The sequence below is a fragment of the Bradyrhizobium sp. UFLA01-814 genome (genome assembly GCF_046718885.1).
Classification (GTDB): domain Bacteria; phylum Pseudomonadota; class Alphaproteobacteria; order Rhizobiales; family Xanthobacteraceae; genus Bradyrhizobium; species Bradyrhizobium elkanii.
On the sequence record NZ_JAQOSR010000021.1, the window covers coordinates 1 to 21,755 of the forward strand.

The window sequence follows — 21,755 nt, forward strand, 5'->3', positions numbered from 1 at the left end:
CGTTGCAGGAGACCCTGCAGCTCGACAACATCGCCGTCTACAACAAGCGCGCGACCGGCGAGAAATTCCTGATCAACCCGAACAAGGGCTGAGGATCGAAAACGAAGGGCCGTCCCGACAGGGGCGGCCTTTTTGCTTTGCATAGACCAATTCGGCGAAACGCTGCGTTTCCGGAATTGAACGATCCATGCACTTGCATCTTTCTTGGTGCGCCGGTAGGTGAGGGCCACCAGTTTCACGCGCAACCCGAGGGGAATTTGCTATGGCCTATAACATCGTCACCATCGTCGGCAGCATCCGCAAGCAGAGCTTCTCGCTCAAGATCGCCAATGCACTGGCCAAGCTTGCACCGGCGTCGCTCAAGCTCGATGTGACGACGCTTCAGGAAATTTCCTTCTTCAACCAGGACCTCGAGGCCGCGCCGCCGGCGGACTGGCTCGCCTTCCGAGAGAAGCTGCAGAAGTCGAACGGCGTGCTGTTCGTGACCCCCGAATACAACCGCTCGATCCCGGGCGTGCTGAAGAACGCCATCGACGTCGCCTCGCGGCCCTACGGCAAGAGCTCATTCATCGGCAAGCCGATCGGCATCATCGGCAATTCGCCCGGACCGCTCGGCGGCGTCAGCGCGGTGAAGCACCTGCAGAACATCCTGCCGGGCATTTCCGGCCCGATCCTCGGTCAGCCGGAAGCCTATCTCAACGGCGTCGGCGATGCCTTCGACGACAGCGGCGAACTGACCAAGGAGTCGCTCAAGGGCGTGCTGCAGCAGTACCTCGACGCCTTCGCGGCCTTTATCGAAAAGCAGAACCGCTGAGCAAGAGCCCCGTTCCGATTGAATCGGAACGGGACTCTGAACTTGTTTTGACGCGCTTTCGTTCACGCGAACCGGTATCCACTTCGCTCGAAAACGCTCTGGTTCAGCGTTCGTTAACCCCATGGCCGCATGCTCGCGGCCATGGTTTCCCGCACACGCCTCAAATCGATTCTGACCGGGCTCGCCCTCTATACGCTGGCGGCGCTGATGGTCGGCTATTTCGGCGTCAACGCCTACACCGGCAAATACGGCTTGAACGCGCGGCAGGAGCTCGATCAGGAGATCATCGCGCTGACCTCCGAGCTGGCGCGGCTGAAGAAGGAGCGGGCCGAGGGCGAGCAGCGGGTGTCGCTGTTGCGGTCGGACCGGGTCGATCCCGATATGCTGGACGAGCGTGCGCGCTTCCAGCTCGACTACGCCAATCCGCGTGATCTCGTGCGGATCAACAAGAACTGACGACGCGTTCTCAAATTTCAAAATCATTCGCGTGCTATCACAAAAATGTCGCGCTGCGCTGCAGTGCGGCATAGCAAAATTCCATCGGGCGAACGCAATCCTTCCAAGGCGATTTGAGTTGGGTTAGAGAGGGTTCTCCGACTTCTCTCACCCGGAATTGCCATGGCCGCACCCAAGAAAAGCGTCGCAAAAGAATCAGGGCAGGAGAAGGCCGGTTCTCCCCCCGAATTCACCAAGGAGCAGGAGCTCAAGGCACTGCGGGACATGCTCCTGATCCGGCGCTTCGAGGAGAAGGCCGGTCAACTCTACGGCATGGGCGCGATCGGCGGGTTCTGCCATCTCTATATCGGCCAGGAAGCGGTCGTGGTCGGCATGCAGATGGCGCTGAAGCCGGGCGACGAGGTCATAACCGGCTACCGGGACCACGGCCACATGCTGGCCTGCGACATGGAAGCCAAGGGCGTGATGGCCGAATTGACCGGACGCCGCGGCGGCTATTCCCGCGGCAAGGGCGGCTCCATGCACATGTTCAGCAAGGAGAAGCACTTTTACGGCGGTCACGGAATCGTGGGCGCGCAGGTCTCGCTCGGCACCGGCCTTGCGTTCGCCAACCGCTATCGCGGCAACGATAACGTCAGCGTGACCTATTTCGGCGACGGCGCGGCCAACCAGGGCCAGGTCTACGAAAGCTTCAACATGGCGGAGCTCTGGAAGCTGCCGGTGATCTACGTGATCGAGAACAACCGCTATGCGATGGGCACCTCGGTGTCGCGCGCATCGGCCCAGCAGGATTTCTCCAAGCGCGGCGCCTCCTTCAACATTCCGGGCAAGCAGGTCGACGGCATGGACGTGCGCGCCGTCAAGGCCGCCGCCGATGAGGCCGTGGCCTGGTGCCGCGCCGGCAACGGTCCAATGATTCTGGAGATGCAGACCTACCGCTACCGCGGTCACTCGATGTCCGATCCGGCCAAGTACCGCACGCGCGAGGAGGTCGAGAAGGTGCGTCACGACCAGGACCCGATCGAGCAGGTGCGCAACCGCTTGCTGGCCTCGGGCGCCAGCGAGCAGGATCTGAAGGCGATTGACGCCGAGGTGCGCGAGATCGTCAACGCGGCCGCCGACTTCGCGCAGCACGATCCGGAGCCGGATCCGGCCGAGCTCTATACCGACATCTACCGCTGACCCCACCCGCGCAGACGAATTTCAAGACCGATTTCGGGAGCCGATATGCCCATTCAAGTGCTGATGCCTGCGCTGTCGCCCACCATGGAGAAGGGCAACCTCGCCAAATGGCTGAAAAAGGAAGGCGAGACCATCAAGTCCGGTGACGTCATCGCCGAGATCGAGACCGACAAGGCGACGATGGAGGTCGAGGCAACCGACGAGGGCACGCTCGGCAAGATCCTGATCCCGGAAGGCACCGCCGACGTTGCGGTGAACACGCCGATCGCCACGATTCTCGTCGACGGCGAGAGCGCCGCCGACCTCGCCAAGGCGCCGGCGGCACCAGTGCCGCAGCCGAAGGCCGCCGAGGCCGCGCCGGCCGAAGCCAAGGGGGATGCAAAGGCGGAAGCGCCGCAGCCCGCGGCGAAGGCGCCGGCCGCGCCCGCGACCGAGCCGCTGCCTGATCCGGAAATCCCTGCGGGGACCGAGATGGTCACGCAGACCATTCGCGAGGCGCTGCGCGATGCGATGGCCGAGGAGATGCGCCGCGACGGCGACGTCTTCATCATGGGCGAGGAGGTCGCGGAGTATCAGGGCGCCTACAAGGTGACGCAGGGCCTGTTGCAGGAATTCGGCGCCCGCCGCGTGATCGATACGCCGATCACCGAGCACGGCTTTGCCGGCGTCGGCGTCGGCGCGGCGATGGCGGGCTTGAAGCCGATCGTCGAGTTCATGACTTTCAACTTCGCCATGCAGGCGATCGACCAGATCATCAACTCCGCCGCCAAGACGCTCTATATGTCCGGCGGCCAGATGGGATGCTCGATCGTGTTCCGCGGCCCGAACGGCGCCGCCGCGCGCGTCGCCGCGCAGCACAGCCAGGACTATGCGGCGTGGTACTCGCAGATCCCGGGCCTCAAGGTGATCGCGCCGTATTCGGCCGCCGACTACAAGGGCCTGCTCAAGGCCGCGATCCGCGATCCCAATCCGGTGATCTTCCTCGAGAACGAGGTGCTGTACGGCCACACCGGCGAGGTGCCGAAGCTGGCTGATTTCGTGGTGCCGATCGGCAAGGCGCGGATTGCCCGCGCCGGCAAGGACGTCACCATCGTCTCCTGGGCGATGGGCATGTCCTATGCGCTGAAGGCTGCCGACGAACTCGCCAAGGAAGGCATCGAGGCCGAGGTGGTCGATCTGCGCACCATCCGTCCGATGGACACCGAGACCGTCATCAACTCGGTGAAGAAGACCGGCCGCGCGGTCACGGTCGAGGAGGGCTGGCAGCAGAGCGGCGTCGGCTCCGAGGTCGCCGCGCGCATCATGGAGCACGCCTTCGACTATCTCGACGCGCCGGTGGCGCGCGTCTCCGGCAAGGACGTGCCGATGCCCTATGCCGCCAACCTCGAAAAGCTCGCTCTGCCCTCCGTCGCCGAGGTGGTCGCCGCCGCCAAGGCCGTATCCTACCGGTAACGCCGATGGCCGGTCCCAAGGAGCAGCCGCTGCCGCCTGACGTGATGGGCCGCGACGACGCCATCGAGGTGCTGCGCGCCTTCGTCGTCGATGGCGGCCTGTCGATCGCGTTCCAGCGCGCGTTCGAGGAGCCGGACATGTGGGGGCTGATGCTGGTCGACATCGCCCGTCACGCCGCGCGCGCCTATGCGCGCGAGAGCGAATACACCGAGGACGAGGCGCTCGCGCGCATCGTCGAGATGTTCGAAGCCGAAATCGCCCGGCCGACCGACATGGGCCAAACCAAACCGCGGTCGCAACAAGGTCACTGACAATGCCGATCAATATTCTCATGCCCGCGCTGTCGCCGACGATGGAAAAGGGCAACCTCGCCAAGTGGCTCAAGAAAGAGGGCGACAAGGTCAAGTCCGGCGACGTGATCGCGGAGATCGAGACCGACAAGGCGACGATGGAAGTCGAGGCGGTCGATGAAGGCACGATCGCCAAGATCCTGGTGCCCGAGGGCACCCAGGACGTGCCGGTCAACGACGTCATCGCGGTCATGGCCGGCGACGGCGAGGATGTGAAGGCGGCGGCCAGCGCCGGAGCGGGCGCAGCACCGGCGGCCAAGCCCGCCGAGGCGCCGAAGCCCGCCGCCCAGGCCGCGGCGCCTGCGGCGGCTCCCGCACCGGCGGCGGCGCCCGCGCCGAAGCCGGCCGCAGCGCCGGCAGCGGTGCCGCAGGCCGCTGCACCGGCCGCGCAAGCCAACGGCCACGCGCGGGTGTTCTCATCGCCCCTGGCGCGCCGGCTGGCAAAAGAAGCCGGCATTGATCTCGCCCGCATCACCGGCACCGGCCCGCATGGCCGGGTCATCGCGCGCGACGTCGACGAGGCCAAGTCCGGCAAGGGCCTGAAGGCGCCGGCGGCCGCGCCCGCCGCAGGACCGAGCATCGCGCCGTCGATGTCGGACAAGCAGATCCTCGCGCTGTTCGAGCCGGGCTCCTACGAGGTGGTGCCGCATGACGGCATGCGCCGCACCATCGCGCAGCGTCTCACCGCCTCGGTGCAGAACGTCCCGCACTTCTACCTCACCATCGACTGCGACATCGGCAAGCTGCTCGCCGCGCGCGAGGAGATCAACGCCGCAGCGCCGAAGGACAAGGAGAAGAAGCCGCTCTACAAGATCTCGGTCAACGACTTCGTCATCAAGGCGATGGCGGTCGCGCTGCAGAAGATTCCGAACTGCAACGTCAGCTGGACCGAAGGCGGCATGCTCAAGCACAAGCATTCCGACGTCGGCGTCGCGGTGGCGATGCCGGGCGGCCTGATCACCCCGATCATCCGCAAGGCCGAGACCAAGACGCTCTCGACCATCTCCAACGAGATGAAGGATTTCGCCGCGCGCGCCCGCGCCCGCAAGCTGAAGCCGGAGGAATATCAGGGCGGCACCACCGCGGTCTCCAACCTCGGCATGTACGGCATCAACCACTTCACCGCCGTGATCAATCCGCCGCATGCCTCGATCCTCGCGGTCGGCACCTCGGAGGAGCGTCCGGTGGTGCGCGGCGGCAAGATCGAGATCGCGCACATGATGAGCGTGACCCTGTCGTGCGATCACCGCGCGATCGACGGCGCGCTCGGCGCCGAGCTGATCGGCGCCTTCAAGCAGCTGATCGAAAACCCCGTGATGATGATGGTGTGACGGGCATCCGCCATGTACGCGATCTACGGTCCGTACGTCCTGCTCGCGGCCGTCGCCGTCGCGTTGCTCGTTGCGGTCAACCGCGACCTGATATCGACGATCCAGTTCAGGATCATGATGATCGGCGCCGCGGTGCTGGCGCTGGCGTGGTCCGTGTTCCTCGGTGCGGTATGGCGGGAGTACGGATGAATGGCCGGCACGGCTCGCACGCGCTGGCCCTGGATCTCGCTATTGCTGTCGGCCGCACTGGTGCTCAATCCGGTCGGATTGGATTTTCTACACTCCGCGTTCTTCGCCGGCGAGCAGCTGGCGCGGAACATCGCCCAGCCGATCGTGCTGACGGCCCTGGCCATCATGGCCCTGGTGATCGGGTTCGAATGGCTGGTCAGGTCATTGATCGCAAGAAGCCGCGCCCGCGGCGCCACACGTTGAGTTGAACGGGAGCCGCCATGGCCGACACATCCTTTGACGTCATCATCATCGGCTCCGGCCCGGGCGGCTACGTGACCGCGATCCGCGCCGCGCAGCTCGGCTTCAAGACCGCGATCGTCGAGAAATCCTATCTCGGCGGCATCTGCCTGAACTGGGGCTGCATCCCGACGAAAGCGCTGCTGCGTTCCGCCGAGATCTATCACTACATGCAGCACGCCAAGGATTACGGGCTGTCGGCCGACAACGTCTCGTTCGATCCGAAGGCGGTGGTGCAGCGCTCGCGCGGCGTCTCGAAGCGCCTCAATGACGGCGTCGGCTTCCTGATGAAGAAGAACAAGGTCACGGTGATCTGGGGCGACGCCACGATCGATGCGCCCGGCAAGATCACGGTGAAGAAGTCGGCGGTCGAGGCGCCGAAGGGCGCCAGTGGCGAGGGCACCTATCAGGCCAAGCACATCATCGTGGCGACCGGCGCGCGGCCGCGCGTGCTGCCCGGGCTCGAGCCCGACAAGAAGCTGATCTGGACCTATTTCGAGGCGATGGTGCCGGAGCGGATGCCGAAGTCGCTGCTGGTGGTCGGCTCCGGCGCGATCGGCATCGAGTTCGCCTCGTTCTTCCACACCATGGGTGCCGACGTCACCGTGGTCGAGGTGCTGCCGCAGATTCTCCCGGTCGAGGATGCGGAAATCGCAGGGCTCGCCCGCAAGCGGTTTGAGAAGATGGGGATCAAGATCCTCACCTCGACCAAGGTGACAAAGCTCGAGAAGAAGGCCGACAGCGTGGTTGCGACCATCGACGACGGCAAGGAGAAGCCGCAAGCGGTGGAGTTCGAGCGCGTGATTTCGGCGGTCGGCGTGGTCGGCAATATCGAGAATCTCGGGCTGGAGAAGCTTGGCGTCAAAACCGACCGCGGCTGCATCGTGATCGACGGCCTCGGCAAGACCAACGTTCCCGGCATCTATGCGATCGGCGACGTCGCGGGGCCGCCGATGCTCGCGCACAAGGCCGAGCATGAAGGCGTGATCTGCATCGAGGCGATCAAGGGCCTGCATCCGCATCCGATGGACAAGCTGATGATCCCGGGCTGCACCTACTGCAACCCGCAGGTCGCCTCCGTCGGCCTCACCGAGGCCAACGCCAAGGAAGGCGGCCGCGAGATCCGCGTCGGCCGCTTTCCCTTCGTCGGCAACGGCAAGGCGATTGCGCTCGGCGAGGACCAGGGCCTCGTCAAGGTGATCTTCGACAAGAAGACCGGACAGCTGCTCGGCGCCCACATGATCGGCGCCGAGGTCACCGAGCTGATCCAGGGCTATGTGGTGGCGATGAATCTGGAGACCACGGAAGAGGAATTGATGCACACAGTATTCCCGCATCCGACCTTGTCGGAGATGATGAAGGAAGCGGTGCTCGACGCCTACGGGCGCGTGCTGAATATCTAGTCTCAGCTCCGTCATCCTGAGGTGCGAGCGCAGCGAGCCTCGAAGGATGCACGGCCGAGACCTAGCAGCCGGGCTCGTCGCCCTTCGAGACGCGCTTCGCGCTCCTCAGGGTGACGGATCCGGCAGGGAAGAACTCACGAAGAACAAGAAGGACAGAATCTCGTGAAAGACAACGACAACCTCACCATCGAACGCCCGACCTTCGTCACCCATCTCGAATGCGCGATGGACGGCGATCATTATCCCGCTGACCAGGTGCACAACCTCTCCAAGGCCGGCAAGCCGCTGCTGGTGCGCTACGACCTCGCCGGGGTGAAGAAGGCGCTGACGAAGGATGCGCTGGCCCAGCGTCCTGCCGATCTGTGGCGCTACCGCGAGCTGCTGCCGGTGCGTAAATCCAAGGACATCGTCTCGCTCGGCGAAGTCACGACGCCGCTGATCCGGCTGCCGCGGCTCGGCGCAAAGCTTGGTGGCGGCGAGATCATTGTGAAAGATGAAGGCCGGCTGCCGACCGGCTCGTTCAAGGCACGCGGCCTCGTGATGGCGGTGTCGATGGGCAAGGCGCTCGGCATCAAGCACATGGCGATGCCGACCAACGGCAATGCCGGCGCGGCGCTGGCGGCCTATGCCACCTCCTGCGGCATCAAGACCACGATCTTCTGTCCGGCGGACACGCCGGAGGTGAATGTCAGCGAGATCGAGCTGCAGGGCGCAACCGTCTATCGCGTCAACGGCTATATCGACGACTGCGGCAAGATCGTCGGCGAGGGAAAAGCGAAAGTCGGCTGGTTCGACACCTCGACCCTGAAGGAGCCGTACCGGATCGAGGGCAAGAAGACGATGGGCCTCGAGCTCGCCGAGCAGCTCGGCTGGGACGTGCCCGACGTGATCTTCTATCCGACCGGCGGCGGCACCGGCCTGATCGGGATGTGGAAGGCGTTCGACGAGCTCGAGAAGATCGGCTTCATCGGAAGCAAGCGCCCGCGCATGGTCGCGGTGCAGGCCTCCGGCTGCGCGCCGATGGTGCGGGCCTATGAGGCCGGCACCGAACACGCTGCGCGCTGGGAAGATGCGCACACCATCGCTTCGGGCATCCGCGTGCCGCAGGCGATCGGCGACTTCCTCATTTTGCGCGCGGTGCGCGAGAGCAAGGGCTTTGCGATCGCCGTCGATGACGACAAGATCAGCGCCGCCCTCAACGAGGTCGCGCGCGAGGAGGGGCTGTTGCTGTGCCCCGAGGGCGCCGCGACCTATGCCGCCTACAAGGCGAGCCTCGCCGACGGCCGTGTCAGCAAGACCGACCGCGTGATGCTGTTCAACTGCGCCAGCGGCCTGAAATACCCGCTGCCGCCGATCACCCGCACGCTCGACCGGCACAAGCCGATCGACTTCTCGCAGTTCTGACGCCTCATTCGAAGGGCCATCTTGTCGAGAGGTGGCCCTTCAAAAATAATTGGAAACAAGAAAATTGAGGGAGAGCGTGATGCGGAAGCTGGTTCTGGCCGTGTTGGCGATGTTGGCGTTGACGGGGACCGTTTCCGCGGAAACCTATCCCGCGCACCCGATCACCATCGTGGTGCCGTTTGCTGCCGGTGGCCCCTCGGATGCGATGGCGCGCATCCTCGGCGAGCGCATGAAGCAGTCGCTGGGCGAGGTGCTTCTGATCGAGAACGTGACCGGGGCGGGCGGCTCGATCGGCGTCGGCCGTGCGGTGCGCTCGGCGCCCGACGGCTACACCATCTCGTTCGGCCATCTCGGCACCCATGTCGCCAACGGCGCGATCTACAAGCTCGGCTACGACCTCGTCACCGATCTCGAGCCGGTGGTGCTGCTGCCGAGCAACCCGATGATCATCGTCAGCAAGAACGCCGTGCCGGCGAAATCGCTGAAGGAATTGCTGGAGTGGCTGAAGTCGCGGCCGGCGCCGCCGACCGCGGGTACCGCCGGCGCCGGCAGCGGCAGCCATATCGCCGGGCTCTATTTCGAGAACGTCTCCGGCATCAAGCTGCAATATGTGCCGTATCGCGGCACCGGGCCGGCGCTGAACGACCTCGTCGCCGGCCAGATCGACATCATCGTCGACCAGACCTCGAACTCGATCAACCAGGTCCGCGCCGGCAATATCCGCGCCTATGCGGTCACCGATTCCAAGCGGGTCGCGAATGCGCCCGACGTTCCGACGGTGGACGAGGCCGGTCTGCCGGGCTTCCACATGACGCTGTGGTCCGGCCTCTGGGTGCCGAAGGGCACCCCGAAGGAGATCGTGGCCAAGCTCAACGCCGCAGCGGTCGAGGCGATGGCCGATCCGGCCGTGCAAAAGCAACTCGAGAATTTGGGCTTGCAGATGCCGCCGAAGGACCAGCTCACGCCGGAAGCGCTCGGGGCCTGGCAAAAGGCGGAAATCGCAAAATGGTGGCCGATGATCAAGGCCGTCAACGTGAAGGTGGATTGAACCGCGATCTCTCCGCGTCGTCCCGGCCCCCGTGCGCAATTGCGCACTAGGCCGGGGCGATGCTGGATTATTGCGACGGCATTGTCTCAGCCGGCGCCGCATTGCTCTCCTGCGTCACGACGCGCTCGCCGTTCTTGGCCACCGCGGTGCCGGCGTCCTCGAACCGCGCCTGGTAGACCGCGAAATTCTCCATCACGCGCTGGACGTAGTTGCGCGTCTCCGAGATCGGGATCCGCTCCACCCAGTCGACCGGATCGACCTTGGGATCGCGCGGGTTGCCATAGGCCTTGATCCAGTCGCGAACGCGCCCGCGGCCGGCGTTGTAGCCGGCAAAGGTCATGATGTGGCAGTTGCGATATTCCGACAGCAACGCGCTGAGCTCGGCTGCGCCCATCTGGGTGTTGTAGACGGGATCGGACACCATCCGGGTCCAGTCATAGCTGACGCCGAAGCGCTTGGCGGTGTCGCGGCCGGCTTCGGGAGTCACCTGCATCAGGCCGACGGCATTGGCCGCCGACTTGTCGCGCTGGTCGAACGCGCTTTCGGTACGCGCGATCGAGTAGGTCATGCTGCGCCCGATATCGGGGGCGATCGGCGTGTGCTTGGGAATGCCGATCACCGGGAAGGCGTAATGGTCGAAGGCAAAGCCGCGCGCGAGCGCGATCTTGCCGATCTGCAGCATGGCGCGGGCATCGTTGCGGCGGCCGGTGAGCTCGCCGAGCGCTTCGAGCATCCCGACATCGGTGCTTTCCTCGGCGAGGTCGGCCGCGAAATAGAGCACGATGTCGGGCTCGCCGATCGCATAGAGCATATCGGCGGCGCGGACGCGCTCATCCGCCGCCATGCTGCCGGCGCTGGCGGCCGGCGAGGGCGCGCGCAGCTCGACGCCACCATCACGGCCGAGCCTGGCCAGCGCGAGCTGACCGTAATAGGCCGTCGGGTAGCGCGCGGCGGCCTGGTAATCGGCCCGCATCGCCGCGGAATTGCCAAGTGCCTCGGCGGCGCGGCCGCGCCAATAGGCGGCGCGCGCCAGCACGGTCGGGTTGGTCTGGCCCTCGTCGATATGCGCGAAATGCGCCGCGGCGATCCTGGCGTCGTTGAGATAGCGCAGCGCGATCCAGCCGCGCATGAAGTGCATGTCGGAGCGGTAATAAGGATTGTCCGGCGCCGCCGCGGGCCGGATCACGTCATAGGCCGCCTGGTACTCGCCCTGGTCGAGCAGCTTGCGGGAGAGGATGCGGCGCTCGCGCCACCACTGGTCGGTGTCCTGCTGCGCCATCGTCTCGGGCTCAGCCGCGATCGTCACGCGCGCGGCTTCGTCGACCTTGTTCTTCGCAAGCAGCCATTGAATTCGGCACAGCGTGTAGCCGAGATCGCGGCGGGCATCGGCCGGTACATCGTTGAGTGTGTCCTCTGCCTTGCTGGATTGTCCGCGGACCGCGCCACAGGCTTTCACGATCGCCAGATCGTCGCTGCCGAGCCGCTGTGCCGCGCGCCGCGCGCCGGCGAGGTCCTTGGCGCCGATCCGCTTGTCCATGCGCGCCCGATGGTCGTCGCGCGTCAGCAGGTCCTTGAACGCATCATAGGCGTCGCTCTCGGTGCGATCGGACAGCTCCTCCGAGCGCCAGGCTTCGCGCACCAGGCGGGTGGCGCCGTCGCGGTCGCCTTCGGCCAGCAGCGTGCGGGCAAGCGCGAACTTGCCCTTGGCGCTGATCGGCTGATCGAGGGTGAAGCCGTGCACCGTGGCCGGATCGCTGCGCTCCTGCCACATCCGCGCTTCGGCGCGCTTGCGCAACAGCGTGACGCTTGGCCAATCCGGATTGGCCGTCACGAATGCCGCATAGCGGGTGAACGGCGCGCTCGATTCCGAGTGGCGCAGCAGATACCACTCGACGAGTTTTCGCCCGACCGGGTCGGTGATCTTGGCCTGGATGTCGGTCGCGTCGCTGGTCTTGCCTCTGCGCGCGGCGAGGATCGCGTCCCTGATCGTGGCGAGATCGCCCGACAATTGCGGCCCGGCGGGCTTCTCCGGCTCGGGCGCCTTCTCAGCGGATTTGGAAGGAGCGGATTTGGCCTTCGCGGATTTCCGCTTGTCGGCGCCATGTCTGGCGTGCCGCCGCTTGCCGGAGGCACTCTCGCGCGCGGCCTTGCCGCCATGCGCCTTCTTGTCCCCGTGGCCGCTCTTGGCCTGGTGCTGGTGATGCGGCTTGGCGGTCGCCTGGACCGGAAGCAGCGCGAGCGCGGCGGCGGTGGCGAAGCACGCCAGCGGACGTAGGCAACGGTTCATTCCCTGGTCCCCCCTGAGAAACCATGAGGCACAACAGAACGCGTCATACGGCGGCACAACCGCCGCAGATTATCACTACCCTCGATTCTCGAGTGTTAATGCTGCTGCAACTCAACAGGGAAAACACGGCGAAATATGGAATATGACGTGTGGAACCCGCGGGAACCGGGGTTTTTACGGGCGGAAACGGACAGGCCGCACCGTGCTTTGACCGGTTCCTCCTGAGTTGTATCGTCGTTGCGAACACGCGTGGGGGCTGCCGATGTTACTGACAGATCAATTTTCGCCAGCTGGTGCGCCATGACGGCACGCCTCAGAACCATCCTCGACGGCGGCCGCTATTTCGAAGGCCCGCGCTGGCATCGCGGGCGGCTCTGGTTCGTCGATTGCATGGCGCGGACGCTTCTGAGCATCAGCCCGTCGGGCGAGTTGCAGGAGCATGCTGCGCTGACCGACGACACGCCGTGTGGTCTCGGCGTACTGCCTGATGGCGACATCGTCGTGCTGACGATGTTCAGGAAGCGGCTGCTGCGGTTTTCCGACGGAGCGCTGTCGCTCTATGCCGATCTCTCCGAGGTCGCGAACGGCACGATCGACGACATGATCATCGACGGGCAGGGACGCGCCTATGTCGGCGATCTCGGCTTCAACCTGCCGCCGCCGGAGCGCCGCGGTGCGTTCGGCCGGATCATCCTCGTGACGCCCGACGGCAGTGCGCGCGTCGTCGCGGAAGGCTTGCGGTTTCCCAACGGCATTGCGGTCTCCTCCGACCATCGCCGGCTCGTCGTTGCCGAAATGGATGGCGCAGGTCTCGCCGATTACGACATCGCGCCGGACGGCGGCCTGAGCCTGCGCGGGCGGTTCGGCAGCATCAACGACCCCGACGGCATCTGCCTCGATGCCGACGGGGCGACCTGGGTCGCGTCTTTTACGGAGGATGCTTTTGTCCGGATCGATCGCACCGGTGTGGAGCGTGAGCGCATCACGCTGTCCGGCCGCCGCGCGCTTGCCTGCGCGCTCGGAGGCGCGGACCGCAGGACGCTGTTCTGCCTGAGCGCGGAGACGTCCTACGAGGAGCTACGCAAGGGCAGGTCCACGTCGCGGATCGACGTGGTCGAGGTCGACACGCCGGGTGATGGCTATCCCTGAGCCGCGACCGCAGGCGCGTCTCACTTCTTCTTTTTCTTCTCTTTCCTCTTCAGGATATCGGCCTGGCTCCTGAAGGCGCGGGCGAGGGAGCGCATCTGGTTGGCGACAAGTGCGTCGGCCGTCGTCAATGCAACCCGCTCCGCGGTCTGCGCCTGCTTGCGAATTGCCTTGGCCATTTTCATGAAGGAACCAATCGCGCCGCGTCGCTCCGGTTCCTGCACGAGCGACTGCGTCTTGATCTCGGGGCCTTGAGTTTCGTTCTCGTTTCGTTCATATTGGCGCGCTCCGGGAGAGTGCCGCCATGGACGCCGAGCGAGACCGCGAAATCATCAGGCTGTGGAACGAACTCCGCCGGCTACAGCGCGAGGGGCGTCCGACGGCGTTGCTGGTCCGCCGGATCGAGAAGGCGCTCGCGGAACGCGAGCAGGAGGCGGCCTGAAACTCTCGTCTTGCCGCGTCCCCCCTGCGCGAAAACGGTCTAGCGCCCGCCGTCCGGCCCCATGATCAGATTCGGCAGCCAGGTCGAGATCTGCGGAAAGAAGCAGAGTAACAGCACTGCGAACATCATCAGCAGCACGAACGGCAGCGTGCCCCAGATCACCTCGCTCAAGGGGATGTCGGGCGCGACGTTGCGGATCACGAAGATGTTGAGGCCGACCGGCGGATGGATCAGCCCCATCTCCATCACGATGGTCATGACGACGCCGAACCAGATGATGTCGAACTCGGCCGCGCGCAGCGGCGGCAGGATGATCGGCGCGGTCATCAGGATGATCGAGACCGGCGGCAGGAAGAAGCCGAGCACGATCACCATCACGAGGATCGCAAACAAGAGCTCCCAGCGCGGCAGGTGCATTGCGACGATCGCTTCCGCCGCCGACTGCGAGATGTGCAGGTAGCTCATCACATAAGAATAGAGCAGTGACATGCCGATGATCAGCATCAGCATGGTGGACTCGCGGATGGTCGATTTCAGGATCGGCGACAGGTCGCTGGGTGTCCACACGCTGTAGATCACGGCGATCAGCCCGAGCGCCAGGAGGCCGCCGAGGCCGGCGGTTTCCGATGGCGTGGCGTAGCCGCCATAGAGCGCGATCATCACGCCGGTCAGCAGCAGCACGAACGGGATCACGCGCGGCAGCGCGCTGAAGCGCTCGGCCATGGTGAATTCGTCATGCTGCAGGATCGCCGCGTCCTTGCCGGTCGCGTCATAGACGGCGCGGGCCATGGCGTATTCCTTGCGGAAGCGGAATACGGCGTAGAAACCGAACAGCGTCACCAGCAGCAGGCCGGGGCCGATGCCGGCGAGAAACAGCCGTCCCAGCGATTTCTCGGCTGCGACGGCGAACAGGATCATCGTGATCGAGGGCGGCAGCAGGATGCCGAGCGTGCCGCCGGCGGCAATGATCCCTGCGGCAAAGCCGCCGGAATAGCCGCGCTTGCGCATCTCCGGAATGCCGGCCGAACCGATTGCCGAGCAGGTCGCCGGCGAGGAGCCGGCCATCGCCGCGAACAGGGCGCAGGCGAACACGTTGGCGACGCCGAGGCCGCCGGGCACGCGGTGCAGCCAGGCGTGCAGCGCCGAATAGAGATCCTGGCCGGCGCGCGATTTGCCGATCGCCGCGCCCTTCAGGATAAACAGCGGGATCGACAGCAGCGTGATCGAGGCCATCTCCTCGTAGACGTTCTGCGTCACCGTATCGAGCGAGGCCGCCGGCATGAAGATCGCCATGAACACGACCGCGACGGCACCGAGCGCGAACGCGATCGGCATGCCGGAGAACATCGCAAACAGGGTGGCAAGTCCGTAGGAGATACCAATACCAAACACGGTCATCGGCGTGCACCACCCGTCAGCGGAATGATGATTTGCAGGAGGATCTGCACGCAGAGCAGCGTCATGCCCAGCGCCATCAGCACGTAGGGGATGGCCAGCGGCGGCGACCACATCGAGTTGGACACCTGGCCGTCGACATAGGCCTCATGCGCCAGGGTCCAGGACTTCCAGGCGAAGAAGGCACAGAACGCGAAGCTCGCGACATCGACCAGCCACAGCCTGATGGCATTGGCGCGCGCCGAGAGCAGCCCGACGAACGCCTCGATGCTGACATGGCCGCGCTGGCTCTGCACATAGGCCGAGGTCATGAAGGTGGCGCCGACCAGGAGGAACACGGCGGCCTCGTCCTGCCAGTAGTTCGGGCTGTGGAACAGGGCGCGGCCGAGCACGCTGTAGCTCAGGATCACGCAGGCCGCGACCAGGGCGAGGGCGGCGAACACCACGATGATGTTGTTGCAGATGGACAGCGCGCGCCCAAGCAAGGCCACGGGCGTGTTGCCCGCGGCGATGCTTGCGGTTTCGGCCTGATCCGCTACCGGACCATGCATCATGCGGCGACGTCGCTTGCGAGCTTCAAAAGGTTGGCGGCGGTGGCGGTCTTGGCGCCGTAATCCTTCCACGCGGTATCGCGCGCGATGTCGCGCCACTTGCCGACAATGGTCGCATCGAGCGCGCTGACCTTGGCGCCGGCCTTCTCATAGACCTTGGCGACTTCGGTATCGTCGTCCTGCGCTCCCTTGCGGCCGAACGCCTCGAGCTCGGTGCCGACGGCGAGGATGATGTCCTGCTGGTTTTTCGGCAGCTTGTCGAAGATCGCCTTCGACATCATCAACGGCTCCAGCATGAACCAGTAGGAGGCGCCGGCGCCCGAGGTCAGCGATTTCGCGACCTCCTCGAGGCGGAACGAGATCAGGCTGGTGGAGGAGGTGATGCCGGCGTCGCAGGCGCCGGTCTGCATCGCGGCGTAGAGCTCGTTCGAGGGCACCGAGAGCACGGCGGCGCCGGCGGTCTGCAGCACCATATCCATCTCGCGCGAGCCACCGCGCACCTTGAGGCCCTTGGCATCTTCAGGCGCCACGATCGCCTTGGAGCGGCTGGCGACGCCGCCGGCCTGCCAGACCCAGGAAATCAGCAGAATGCCCTTGTCGGCGAGGAAGTCGGTCAGCGCCTTGCCGACCGGCTCCTTCTTCCAGCGCAGGCCCTGATCGTAGGTGGTGACGAGGCCCGGCATCAGGCCGATATTGGTCTCCGGCAATTCGCCGCCGGCATAAGGCATCGGATACAGGCTGAGATCGAGCGCGCCCTTGCGCATCGCCGAGAACTGCGCGTTGGTCTTGATCAGCGACGAGTTCGGGTAGACCTCGGCGGTGAGGTCGCCGCCCGAGCGCTTGGCGACCTCGGCCGCGAACATCCTGCACAGCCGGTCGCGGAAGTCGCCCTTGTCGATGGTGCCGCCGGGGAACTGGTGGGAGATCTTCAGCGTGGTCGCGGCATGCGCGGTCCCGATGCCCATCCGCAGGACGGCGGGTGCGGCGAGGGCGGAAGCAAGGACGTGGCGGCGTGTAAGCATGGTTCTCCCCTGAGAGCTTCTTGAGTGGCTGTTAGGCCGGCGCGGAGCTTTAGCTTAGCCGGTCTTCGCGTGAATATTCTCTAGTCTGATAGTTCGAGGCGACCTGATAGTGCGAGCCAATACGGGGCTGCAAGTCCTGACGTTCAAGTCCTGACATTCAAGCCTTGCCGTTGTTGCGGCGCACACTGATGCGCGGTGACGCCGCGTCGTCACGCAACCGTCGCGCGACCAGCCGCCGGGCGACCCGCAGCCGTGCTGCTTCAAGAATTCGTTATTGGAGGTAACGACGGCCGGCGCAAGTGCGTCGAGCAGAGAGCGGCAAGTCGTCGCGCTCACATTCGACCACACAAGGGATCATCACCATGACCACCAAGACCCGCCTCGGCCTTTCCGCCGCGCTGCTCTCGTTCAGCCTCGCGCTGGCGCCCGCCGCCTTCGCTCAGGACAAGATGGGCAAGGATGACGCGATGAAGAAGGAAGACACGATGTCCAAGGATGCCATGAAGAAGGACGGTGGCATGATGAAGAAGGACGACGCCATGAAGAAGGACGGCGGCGCGATGATGAAGAAAGACGACGGCATGAAGAAGAACTGACTGCCGTCATCGCCCGCTGTCCGCAGGCCCGCCGCTCTGGCGGGCCTGGTTGCGCCTTAGCGCTTCTTCTTGCCGCGCTCCTTGCGTGCCGCGTAGCGGGCATCGCGCTTGGCCTTCTGCTCGGCGAGCAGCGCCTCCTCGCGGGCGGTTTCCTCTTCCTTTTCGCGCGCAATGCGGGCGGCCTCGGCGGCTGCGGCCTCTTCCTCGCGGCGCTTCTGCTCGGCCTTTTCGGCCTCACGGGTTTCCTTGGCCTTGGCGCGGCGGTCGGCGATCGCCGCGCGCTCCTCGGCACGTGCCTTCACAGTGGGATCGTCAGCTCCCGGCTGGGAGCGAAACTTGTTGAGGAGGTTTTGCCGCGCCTGCAGGGCCGCTTTCTGGCGGTCGGCAAAACCCGGTTCCTTGAAGCCACTCATAGAGGAAGCCTTGCTGCTTTCTGTTCGGGTGATGGATGGGGTTGGTTCGGCGTTTCAATAAGTGAATGGCGACGAAATTGCCAGTGGCGAACGGAGGGCTGTGGAGCAAGGGAGATATGAGCCAGCGTCAAGCGGCCATCGTTCGCCCCGCGGACGCGTGGTGAGTGGCTGGTCACCAAGGGCTATCGAACAAGGGCTGTTGAAAAGTTCAGCCGCGCTGGAGGTGCTCGCGTCGTCCATTACCCAGGACCTTGGCGACCGTCTCAGCGGTCATCGCGCTCCGGTCCGAGGCGCGCTGGGCTTCCAGCCTGTCGCGCGCCTTTTCGGCGATCAGCAGGCTGATCAGCTGCAGCCTGCTGCTCTCATCGACAGCCTCCGAGAGCAACTGCCTGTAACGCTGGTAGTTGTACGTCGTTGCTTCTTGTTCGCTCATCGGCACGCCCCGCACACGCGCTCCACTTCAGCGAGCACTCTTTCGCGAGTCGCCCCTGGCGCGCAACGGAATTGCGGTGCCGACGGCCGCGGCCGTGCATTTCGTAGTGCGACTGTTGCAGAATTGATCGCACGCAACCGTGCAAACGGTCATGATGCGGACCGTGGCAATCGGGAACCGAAGCTGGCATGAGCGAATCCGACGACGGAGGCAGCAGAAGGGGCGCGCTGATCGGACTGCTGGTCGCAGCGGTCATGCTCGCGGTCGGCCTCTGGCTCGCGCATGACCTCACGGCGGCGAGCAAGATGCAGGACTGCCTGATGTCGGGCCGGACCAACTGTAATGTGATCGAGCCGGCGCGCTGACCCCGTCTTGCGGCAGTGCAATATCGATCCCACATCAAGCCCAAAGACTCGGGCTGAACTGTTTGATCCCGGCTGTGATTCCGATCACACGCGGACAGGCGGGCTGCCTCGACTCCCAGAGATCGGCGGGAACCAAGGCCATGATGTCCAAGCTGTGGTCCGGAAAGGGCGCGGCGCTGGCTGCCGCAGGCGCGGCGGGTGCCGTTTTGTTGGCGTATCTATCCCTGACGCTGGCGTCGCCCGAGCCGGTGTCCAATGCGGCGCTCGGGCCGGAATGGCAATGCAGCCGGGTCGCCTTCGTGCTGACCACCTGCACCCGGGCGACCGAGGCGGAGGCTGAGGCCAAGCCGCAGGGCGAGGCCAAGGCGATCCCGGTGCGGGCGAAGGACGATTGTCCGCCGGAGCTCTAGATCTTTTTCTGGCGCGTTGTCCGCACGCGAGGCGGTGCCGATTTCGCTGGAAGGCGCGCCGGCCGGGCCGCCGCAGCGGCCGCATTTCAGGTTATTTCTTGGTGGCACCGCGCGGCTTGATCGACAGGCCGAGGCGCATGGCCATCTTCTTGATCCGCTCCGGCGAGCGGCCGGTCGCCTTCACGACCTCCTCCAGCGACTTTGAGGAGCGTGCCAGTTCCATCAGTCGTCGGTCCTCCTTGAACGACCACCGCGGCTTTCGGGCCATCTTGTTGGTATCCTTGTGCATTGCTGGGCAACAAAGCCGCCAGGCGGGGTCGCCTGACGGCCTTGCCGGTGTGGGCCCGGACCTTGGGGAAATGTCCGGTGGATAAGCAATACTGCTTCCGAATAAGGTCGCAATTGAAACCAGAATTTAACCTAACCGATCAAGGTTACTCGGATAGAGCGTGGCAGGAGGCCTTATGCGCAAGGTCGCCATTTTGAGTGCCGCAGCATTTTTACTGTCCGGTTGCTGGTCCGACCCGGAGGTCACGGGATCGACCAACAGCTGTGCGGCCAATCTTTACAGTCAGTACAATCCCAAGGTCATGGATCAGTGCGTCAACGCCTGCATCAAATGCGACCGGGGCAACGTTACGACCTGCACGACCTCCTGCACGCTGAAGGGCGCGCGGTAATCGATCCCGCGCACCTGATGCCAGCGAGGCCTCGTCGCGTCACGCCAACGGGCCGCCTTGCGTGGCGCGATGATCGCCTTTATCGCGTCTGGGCAGCGGCGCCGTCGGCGCGCCGGACACTGAAAGCGTGGAACAGGGCGCGATGAGCGGGCTTTCCTATGTCGCGGTCGACTGGGGCACCAGCAGCTTCCGGCTCTGGCTGATGAGTGCCGGTGGCAAGGTGCTCGGTGAGCGCCGCAGCGATGAAGGCATGACCGCGGCCGCCAGGACCGGTTTTGCGGCCGTGCTACAATCGCATCTCGATGCGCTGGGCGCGGCGGCCGACCTGCCGGTCGTGATCTGCGGCATGGCGGGCGCGCGGCAGGGCTGGGTCGAGGCCGGCTATATCGATACGCCGGCGCATCTCTCGGACATCCTCAAGGGCGCCGTCGTTGTCAGCGGGCAGCCGCGCGATATCCGTATCCTGCCTGGGATTGCGCAGCGTGCTACCGCCGCGCCCGACGTCATGCGGGGCGAGGAGACCCAGCTGCTGGGTGCGCTCGGCTTGAACGCACCGGGCGAGGCGCTCGTCTGCATGCCGGGAACGCATTCCAAATGGGTCAGGGTCCGCGGCGGAACGGTCGAGCGCTTTGCGACCTTCATGACCGGAGAGTTGTTCAGCGCGGTCGCGCGCGACACCATCCTGTCGCACGCCGTCGCCGGCGCAGAGGAGGTGGTTGACGGCGATGCGTTCCGCGCGGCCGTCGCGGAGGCCTTCGCGGCGCCGGCGCTGTCGGCCAATCTGCTGTTTCGCGTGCGATCGCGGCAGCTGTTGTTCGGCGGCAGCGCCGAGGCCGCGCGTGAGACGATCTCGGGTACGCTGATCGGCGTCGAGCTGGCGGCGGGCCTTGCGGAGCGAAAGCAGGGAGCGCCGGTTACGCTGATTGCCTCGGGCCGGTTGCAGCGCCTCTATCAGATGGCGCTCGAATGCCTTTTGATTCCGCTCGATGCCGTGGACGCGGAGGAGGCGGTTCGCCGTGGTCTCGCCGGCGCGGCGGCGGCGATCTGGAAGAACTGAGGGATCAACGCATGAGCATTCCATTTCCGCCGATGAAGCGACCGCTGGTCGCGATCCTGCGCGGCGTCAAGCCGGACGAGGTGCCGGGCATCGTCAGCGCGCTGCTCGACGCCGGCATGACCGCGATCGAGATTCCGCTGAACTCGCCCGAGCCGTTCCGCTCGATCGAGATCGCGGCGAAGCGCGCGCCGGCCGATGTTCTGATCGGCGCCGGCACGGTGCTGACTGCAGCAGACGTCGATCGCCTGCACGACGTCGGCGGCCGCCTCATGGTGTCGCCGAATGTCGATGTCGAGGTGCTGGCGCGGGCGCGGGACCATGCGATGATCACGATGCCCGGCGTGTTCTCGCCGACGGAAGCGCTGCTCGCCGCGCGCGCGGGAGCGTCGAGCCTGAAGTTCTTTCCGGCCAGCGTGCTCGGCGCCGCCGGTATCACCGCGATCCGCGCCGTGCTGCCGCCGGATGTGATGATCGCCGCGGTCGGCGGCGTCTCGGACCAGAATTTCGCCGAGTATGTGAAGGCGGGCATTCGCGCCTTCGGTCTCGGCAGCAGCCTCTACAAGCCGGGCATGACGGCCGCGGATATTGCGGCCAGGGCAAGGGTGACGATCGAGGCGTATGATGCGGCCGTGCAGGGCGCCGGCTAGGCTCGGTGCTTTTTGGCAAGCGCGCTAATCGTCCCGTTTGCCGCCGTCGATCACCCTGAACAGCGGCGCCGCCTCACGCGGATTCTCAAGCAGCTCTTCGACCATGGCGATCGCGGCCGCGACGTATTTCCCGGTCGCGGCGTCCAGCGGCCGTTCGGCTTCGTCTGACAGCGCGAGCTTGGCGCCTTCGAGCAGCTTGCGGGTGCGGACGGCGGACTCGTCGCCGGCGGTGAGGGCGGCGCGCGCGATCGATCGCAGCACGAACAGTTCGCCCTCCAGCCGCAGCAGGCGGTCGTTCAGCTTGCTCAGGACGGTGTTCAGGTTCCGCATGACGCGCTCTCCGGGCATTGGACCCGTCTTGCATACACGGTCATTCCTGACGAAATTCTTGTGGCGGCCACGC

28 protein-coding genes are annotated in these 21,755 nt (G+C 65.4%); 19 read left to right on the top strand and 9 right to left on the bottom strand.

Annotated features, from left to right (window positions below):
- The first annotated feature begins 262 nt into the window (after window positions 1-262).
- The 11 genes from PMN64_RS09095 (at window position 263) to PMN64_RS09145 (ending at window position 9,908) form a co-directional block, all read left to right on the top strand.
- Window positions 263-814 carry an NADPH-dependent FMN reductase gene (locus tag PMN64_RS09095; protein WP_411780455.1) on the top strand — a complete coding sequence of 184 codons (552 nt, stop codon included), beginning with the start codon at window positions 263-265 and terminating at the stop codon, window positions 812-814.
- Window positions 815-955: 141 nt separating this feature from the next.
- The gene (locus tag PMN64_RS09100) at window positions 956-1,270 is read left to right on the top strand and encodes an FtsB family cell division protein (RefSeq protein WP_028339710.1); all 315 of its coding nucleotides are present in this window, start codon (window positions 956-958) and stop codon (window positions 1,268-1,270) included.
- Window positions 1,271-1,432: 162 nt separating this feature from the next.
- Window positions 1,433-2,452: a pyruvate dehydrogenase (acetyl-transferring) E1 component subunit alpha gene (gene pdhA, locus PMN64_RS09105; protein ID WP_411780456.1), complete on the top strand. Its 1,020-nt coding sequence runs from the start codon at window positions 1,433-1,435 to the stop codon at window positions 2,450-2,452.
- 45 nt (window positions 2,453-2,497) lie between these two features.
- Window positions 2,498-3,904 carry a pyruvate dehydrogenase complex E1 component subunit beta gene (locus PMN64_RS09110; RefSeq protein WP_304495496.1) on the top strand — a complete coding sequence of 469 codons (1,407 nt, stop codon included), beginning with the start codon at window positions 2,498-2,500 and terminating at the stop codon, window positions 3,902-3,904.
- A gap of 5 nt (window positions 3,905-3,909) precedes the next feature.
- Window positions 3,910-4,215, top strand: coding sequence for a DUF5076 domain-containing protein (locus PMN64_RS09115; RefSeq protein ID WP_018271806.1), 306 nt, complete (start codon window positions 3,910-3,912; stop codon window positions 4,213-4,215).
- A 2-nt stretch (window positions 4,216-4,217) separates the two neighbouring features.
- Window positions 4,218-5,585 (top strand): pyruvate dehydrogenase complex dihydrolipoamide acetyltransferase, encoded by a 1,368-nt coding sequence (locus PMN64_RS09120; protein ID WP_411780457.1) that lies wholly within the window; start codon window positions 4,218-4,220, stop codon window positions 5,583-5,585.
- Window positions 5,586-5,597: 12 nt separating this feature from the next.
- Window positions 5,598-5,774 (top strand): hypothetical protein, encoded by a 177-nt coding sequence (locus PMN64_RS09125; protein ID WP_162832423.1) that lies wholly within the window; start codon window positions 5,598-5,600, stop codon window positions 5,772-5,774.
- Window positions 5,775-6,017, top strand: coding sequence for a hypothetical protein (locus PMN64_RS09130; RefSeq protein ID WP_411780458.1), 243 nt, complete (start codon window positions 5,775-5,777; stop codon window positions 6,015-6,017).
- A gap of 17 nt (window positions 6,018-6,034) precedes the next feature.
- Window positions 6,035-7,456 (top strand): dihydrolipoyl dehydrogenase, encoded by a 1,422-nt coding sequence (lpdA, locus tag PMN64_RS09135; RefSeq protein WP_411780459.1) that lies wholly within the window; start codon window positions 6,035-6,037, stop codon window positions 7,454-7,456.
- A 162-nt stretch (window positions 7,457-7,618) separates the two neighbouring features.
- Entirely contained in the window at window positions 7,619-8,860 is a 1,242-nt protein-coding gene (locus PMN64_RS09140; protein ID WP_411780460.1) for a threonine synthase, read from the top strand.
- Between the two features lie 79 nt (window positions 8,861-8,939).
- Window positions 8,940-9,908 carry a tripartite tricarboxylate transporter substrate binding protein BugD gene (locus PMN64_RS09145; protein WP_411780461.1) on the top strand — a complete coding sequence of 323 codons (969 nt, stop codon included), beginning with the start codon at window positions 8,940-8,942 and terminating at the stop codon, window positions 9,906-9,908.
- A 67-nt stretch (window positions 9,909-9,975) separates the two neighbouring features.
- Here the strand turns inward: PMN64_RS09145 and PMN64_RS09150 are convergent, their stop codons facing one another.
- A complete protein-coding gene (locus PMN64_RS09150) occupies window positions 9,976-12,195 on the bottom strand; it encodes a transglycosylase SLT domain-containing protein (RefSeq protein ID WP_411780462.1) in 2,220 nt (739 codons plus the stop codon).
- 300 nt (window positions 12,196-12,495) lie between these two features.
- On the opposite strand from PMN64_RS09150, the gene PMN64_RS09155 reads away from it, so the two are divergent.
- Window positions 12,496-13,344 (top strand): SMP-30/gluconolactonase/LRE family protein, encoded by an 849-nt coding sequence (locus PMN64_RS09155; protein WP_411780463.1) that lies wholly within the window; start codon window positions 12,496-12,498, stop codon window positions 13,342-13,344.
- 20 nt (window positions 13,345-13,364) lie between these two features.
- Here PMN64_RS09155 and PMN64_RS09160 read toward each other — a convergent pair whose 3' ends face one another.
- Window positions 13,365-13,565 carry a hypothetical protein gene (locus tag PMN64_RS09160; protein WP_155258393.1) on the bottom strand — a complete coding sequence of 67 codons (201 nt, stop codon included), beginning with the start codon at window positions 13,563-13,565 and terminating at the stop codon, window positions 13,365-13,367.
- An 80-nt stretch (window positions 13,566-13,645) separates the two neighbouring features.
- Between PMN64_RS09160 and PMN64_RS09165 the strand changes: the two genes are divergently transcribed.
- A complete protein-coding gene (locus PMN64_RS09165; protein ID WP_155258394.1) occupies window positions 13,646-13,783 on the top strand; it encodes a hypothetical protein in 138 nt (45 codons plus the stop codon).
- 39 nt (window positions 13,784-13,822) lie between these two features.
- Here PMN64_RS09165 and PMN64_RS09170 read toward each other — a convergent pair whose 3' ends face one another.
- Genes PMN64_RS09170 through dctP form a run of 3 tightly spaced genes read right to left on the bottom strand, consistent with a single transcriptional unit; the run spans window position 13,823 to window position 16,751 of the window.
- Window positions 13,823-15,181 carry a TRAP transporter large permease gene (locus PMN64_RS09170; protein ID WP_028339719.1) on the bottom strand — a complete coding sequence of 453 codons (1,359 nt, stop codon included), beginning with the start codon at window positions 15,179-15,181 and terminating at the stop codon, window positions 13,823-13,825.
- Window positions 15,178-15,732 carry a TRAP transporter small permease gene (locus PMN64_RS09175; RefSeq protein WP_016842495.1) on the bottom strand — a complete coding sequence of 185 codons (555 nt, stop codon included), beginning with the start codon at window positions 15,730-15,732 and terminating at the stop codon, window positions 15,178-15,180. Before PMN64_RS09175 ends, PMN64_RS09170 begins: the two co-directional genes overlap by 4 nt.
- Window positions 15,729-16,751 (bottom strand): TRAP transporter substrate-binding protein DctP, encoded by a 1,023-nt coding sequence (dctP, locus tag PMN64_RS09180; protein WP_038385172.1) that lies wholly within the window; start codon window positions 16,749-16,751, stop codon window positions 15,729-15,731. The genes PMN64_RS09175 and dctP overlap by 4 nt, the downstream gene beginning before the upstream one ends.
- A 362-nt stretch (window positions 16,752-17,113) precedes the next feature.
- Between dctP and PMN64_RS09185 the strand changes: the two genes are divergently transcribed.
- On the top strand, window positions 17,114-17,347 hold the full coding sequence (locus tag PMN64_RS09185) for a pentapeptide MXKDX repeat protein (RefSeq protein ID WP_016842498.1): 234 nt from the start codon (window positions 17,114-17,116) through the stop codon (window positions 17,345-17,347).
- A gap of 56 nt (window positions 17,348-17,403) precedes the next feature.
- Here the strand turns inward: PMN64_RS09185 and PMN64_RS09190 are convergent, their stop codons facing one another.
- Both PMN64_RS09190 and PMN64_RS09195 read right to left on the bottom strand, forming a co-directional pair.
- Complete coding sequence (locus tag PMN64_RS09190) at window positions 17,404-17,760, bottom strand: DUF6481 family protein (RefSeq protein WP_411780464.1); 357 nt, start codon at window positions 17,758-17,760, stop codon at window positions 17,404-17,406.
- Window positions 17,761-17,968: 208 nt separating this feature from the next.
- Window positions 17,969-18,193: a hypothetical protein gene (locus PMN64_RS09195; RefSeq protein WP_411780465.1), complete on the bottom strand. Its 225-nt coding sequence runs from the start codon at window positions 18,191-18,193 to the stop codon at window positions 17,969-17,971.
- Between the two features lie 188 nt (window positions 18,194-18,381).
- Between PMN64_RS09195 and PMN64_RS09200 the strand changes: the two genes are divergently transcribed.
- Together PMN64_RS09200 and PMN64_RS09205 are read left to right on the top strand one after the other, a co-directional pair.
- Window positions 18,382-18,558 carry a hypothetical protein gene (locus PMN64_RS09200; RefSeq protein ID WP_162832424.1) on the top strand — a complete coding sequence of 59 codons (177 nt, stop codon included), beginning with the start codon at window positions 18,382-18,384 and terminating at the stop codon, window positions 18,556-18,558.
- Window positions 18,559-18,698: 140 nt separating this feature from the next.
- A complete protein-coding gene (locus PMN64_RS09205) occupies window positions 18,699-18,968 on the top strand; it encodes a hypothetical protein (RefSeq protein WP_411780466.1) in 270 nt (89 codons plus the stop codon).
- Between the two features lie 91 nt (window positions 18,969-19,059).
- On the opposite strand, the gene PMN64_RS09210 is transcribed toward PMN64_RS09205, so the two are convergent.
- Window positions 19,060-19,236: a hypothetical protein gene (locus tag PMN64_RS09210; RefSeq protein WP_171947593.1), complete on the bottom strand. Its 177-nt coding sequence runs from the start codon at window positions 19,234-19,236 to the stop codon at window positions 19,060-19,062.
- A 196-nt stretch (window positions 19,237-19,432) separates the two neighbouring features.
- Here PMN64_RS09210 and PMN64_RS09215 point away from each other — a divergent pair, with 196 nt between their 5' ends.
- From PMN64_RS09215 to PMN64_RS09225, 3 genes are all read left to right on the top strand, one after another.
- Complete coding sequence (locus tag PMN64_RS09215) at window positions 19,433-19,648, top strand: hypothetical protein (RefSeq protein WP_026192800.1); 216 nt, start codon at window positions 19,433-19,435, stop codon at window positions 19,646-19,648.
- Between the two features lie 142 nt (window positions 19,649-19,790).
- Window positions 19,791-20,705, top strand: a complete 915-nt coding sequence (locus tag PMN64_RS09220) for a 2-dehydro-3-deoxygalactonokinase (RefSeq protein WP_411780467.1) — start codon at window positions 19,791-19,793, stop codon at window positions 20,703-20,705.
- A gap of 11 nt (window positions 20,706-20,716) precedes the next feature.
- A complete protein-coding gene (locus PMN64_RS09225; protein WP_411780468.1) occupies window positions 20,717-21,352 on the top strand; it encodes a 2-dehydro-3-deoxy-6-phosphogalactonate aldolase in 636 nt (211 codons plus the stop codon).
- A 24-nt stretch (window positions 21,353-21,376) separates the two neighbouring features.
- Here the strand turns inward: PMN64_RS09225 and PMN64_RS09230 are convergent, their stop codons facing one another.
- Window positions 21,377-21,682, bottom strand: coding sequence for a hypothetical protein (locus PMN64_RS09230; RefSeq protein ID WP_028339727.1), 306 nt, complete (start codon window positions 21,680-21,682; stop codon window positions 21,377-21,379).
- Window positions 21,683-21,755 lie beyond the last annotated feature (73 nt).

Excerpts from the sequence above, each read along its gene's own strand:
- PMN64_RS09095 (WP_411780455.1), top strand. The coding sequence starts at position 263 with ATGGCCTATAACATCGTCACCATCGTCGGCAGCATCCGCAAGCAGAGC.
- PMN64_RS09100 (WP_028339710.1), top strand. The coding sequence starts at position 956 with ATGGTTTCCCGCACACGCCTCAAATCGATTCTGACCGGGCTCGCCCTC.
- pdhA (WP_411780456.1), top strand. The coding sequence starts at position 1,433 with ATGGCCGCACCCAAGAAAAGCGTCGCAAAAGAATCAGGGCAGGAGAAG.
- PMN64_RS09110 (WP_304495496.1), top strand. The coding sequence starts at position 2,498 with ATGCCCATTCAAGTGCTGATGCCTGCGCTGTCGCCCACCATGGAGAAG.
- PMN64_RS09115 (WP_018271806.1), top strand. The coding sequence starts at position 3,910 with ATGGCCGGTCCCAAGGAGCAGCCGCTGCCGCCTGACGTGATGGGCCGC.
- PMN64_RS09120 (WP_411780457.1), top strand. The coding sequence starts at position 4,218 with ATGCCGATCAATATTCTCATGCCCGCGCTGTCGCCGACGATGGAAAAG.
- PMN64_RS09125 (WP_162832423.1), top strand. The coding sequence starts at position 5,598 with ATGTACGCGATCTACGGTCCGTACGTCCTGCTCGCGGCCGTCGCCGTC.
- PMN64_RS09130 (WP_411780458.1), top strand. The coding sequence starts at position 5,775 with ATGGCCGGCACGGCTCGCACGCGCTGGCCCTGGATCTCGCTATTGCTG.
- lpdA (WP_411780459.1), top strand. The coding sequence starts at position 6,035 with ATGGCCGACACATCCTTTGACGTCATCATCATCGGCTCCGGCCCGGGC.
- PMN64_RS09145 (WP_411780461.1), top strand. The coding sequence starts at position 8,940 with ATGCGGAAGCTGGTTCTGGCCGTGTTGGCGATGTTGGCGTTGACGGGG.
- PMN64_RS09150 (WP_411780462.1), bottom strand. The coding sequence starts at position 12,195 with ATGAACCGTTGCCTACGTCCGCTGGCGTGCTTCGCCACCGCCGCCGCG.
- PMN64_RS09155 (WP_411780463.1), top strand. The coding sequence starts at position 12,496 with ATGACGGCACGCCTCAGAACCATCCTCGACGGCGGCCGCTATTTCGAA.
- PMN64_RS09165 (WP_155258394.1), top strand. The coding sequence starts at position 13,646 with ATGGACGCCGAGCGAGACCGCGAAATCATCAGGCTGTGGAACGAACTC.
- PMN64_RS09170 (WP_028339719.1), bottom strand. The coding sequence starts at position 15,181 with ATGACCGTGTTTGGTATTGGTATCTCCTACGGACTTGCCACCCTGTTT.
- PMN64_RS09175 (WP_016842495.1), bottom strand. The coding sequence starts at position 15,732 with ATGATGCATGGTCCGGTAGCGGATCAGGCCGAAACCGCAAGCATCGCC.
- dctP (WP_038385172.1), bottom strand. The coding sequence starts at position 16,751 with ATGCTTACACGCCGCCACGTCCTTGCTTCCGCCCTCGCCGCACCCGCC.
- PMN64_RS09185 (WP_016842498.1), top strand. The coding sequence starts at position 17,114 with ATGACCACCAAGACCCGCCTCGGCCTTTCCGCCGCGCTGCTCTCGTTC.
- PMN64_RS09190 (WP_411780464.1), bottom strand. The coding sequence starts at position 17,760 with ATGAGTGGCTTCAAGGAACCGGGTTTTGCCGACCGCCAGAAAGCGGCC.
- PMN64_RS09195 (WP_411780465.1), bottom strand. The coding sequence starts at position 18,193 with ATGAGCGAACAAGAAGCAACGACGTACAACTACCAGCGTTACAGGCAG.
- PMN64_RS09200 (WP_162832424.1), top strand. The coding sequence starts at position 18,382 with ATGAGCGAATCCGACGACGGAGGCAGCAGAAGGGGCGCGCTGATCGGA.
- PMN64_RS09205 (WP_411780466.1), top strand. The coding sequence starts at position 18,699 with ATGATGTCCAAGCTGTGGTCCGGAAAGGGCGCGGCGCTGGCTGCCGCA.
- PMN64_RS09210 (WP_171947593.1), bottom strand. The coding sequence starts at position 19,236 with ATGGCCCGAAAGCCGCGGTGGTCGTTCAAGGAGGACCGACGACTGATG.
- PMN64_RS09215 (WP_026192800.1), top strand. The coding sequence starts at position 19,433 with ATGCGCAAGGTCGCCATTTTGAGTGCCGCAGCATTTTTACTGTCCGGT.
- PMN64_RS09220 (WP_411780467.1), top strand. The coding sequence starts at position 19,791 with ATGAGCGGGCTTTCCTATGTCGCGGTCGACTGGGGCACCAGCAGCTTC.
- PMN64_RS09225 (WP_411780468.1), top strand. The coding sequence starts at position 20,717 with ATGAGCATTCCATTTCCGCCGATGAAGCGACCGCTGGTCGCGATCCTG.
- PMN64_RS09230 (WP_028339727.1), bottom strand. The coding sequence starts at position 21,682 with ATGCGGAACCTGAACACCGTCCTGAGCAAGCTGAACGACCGCCTGCTG.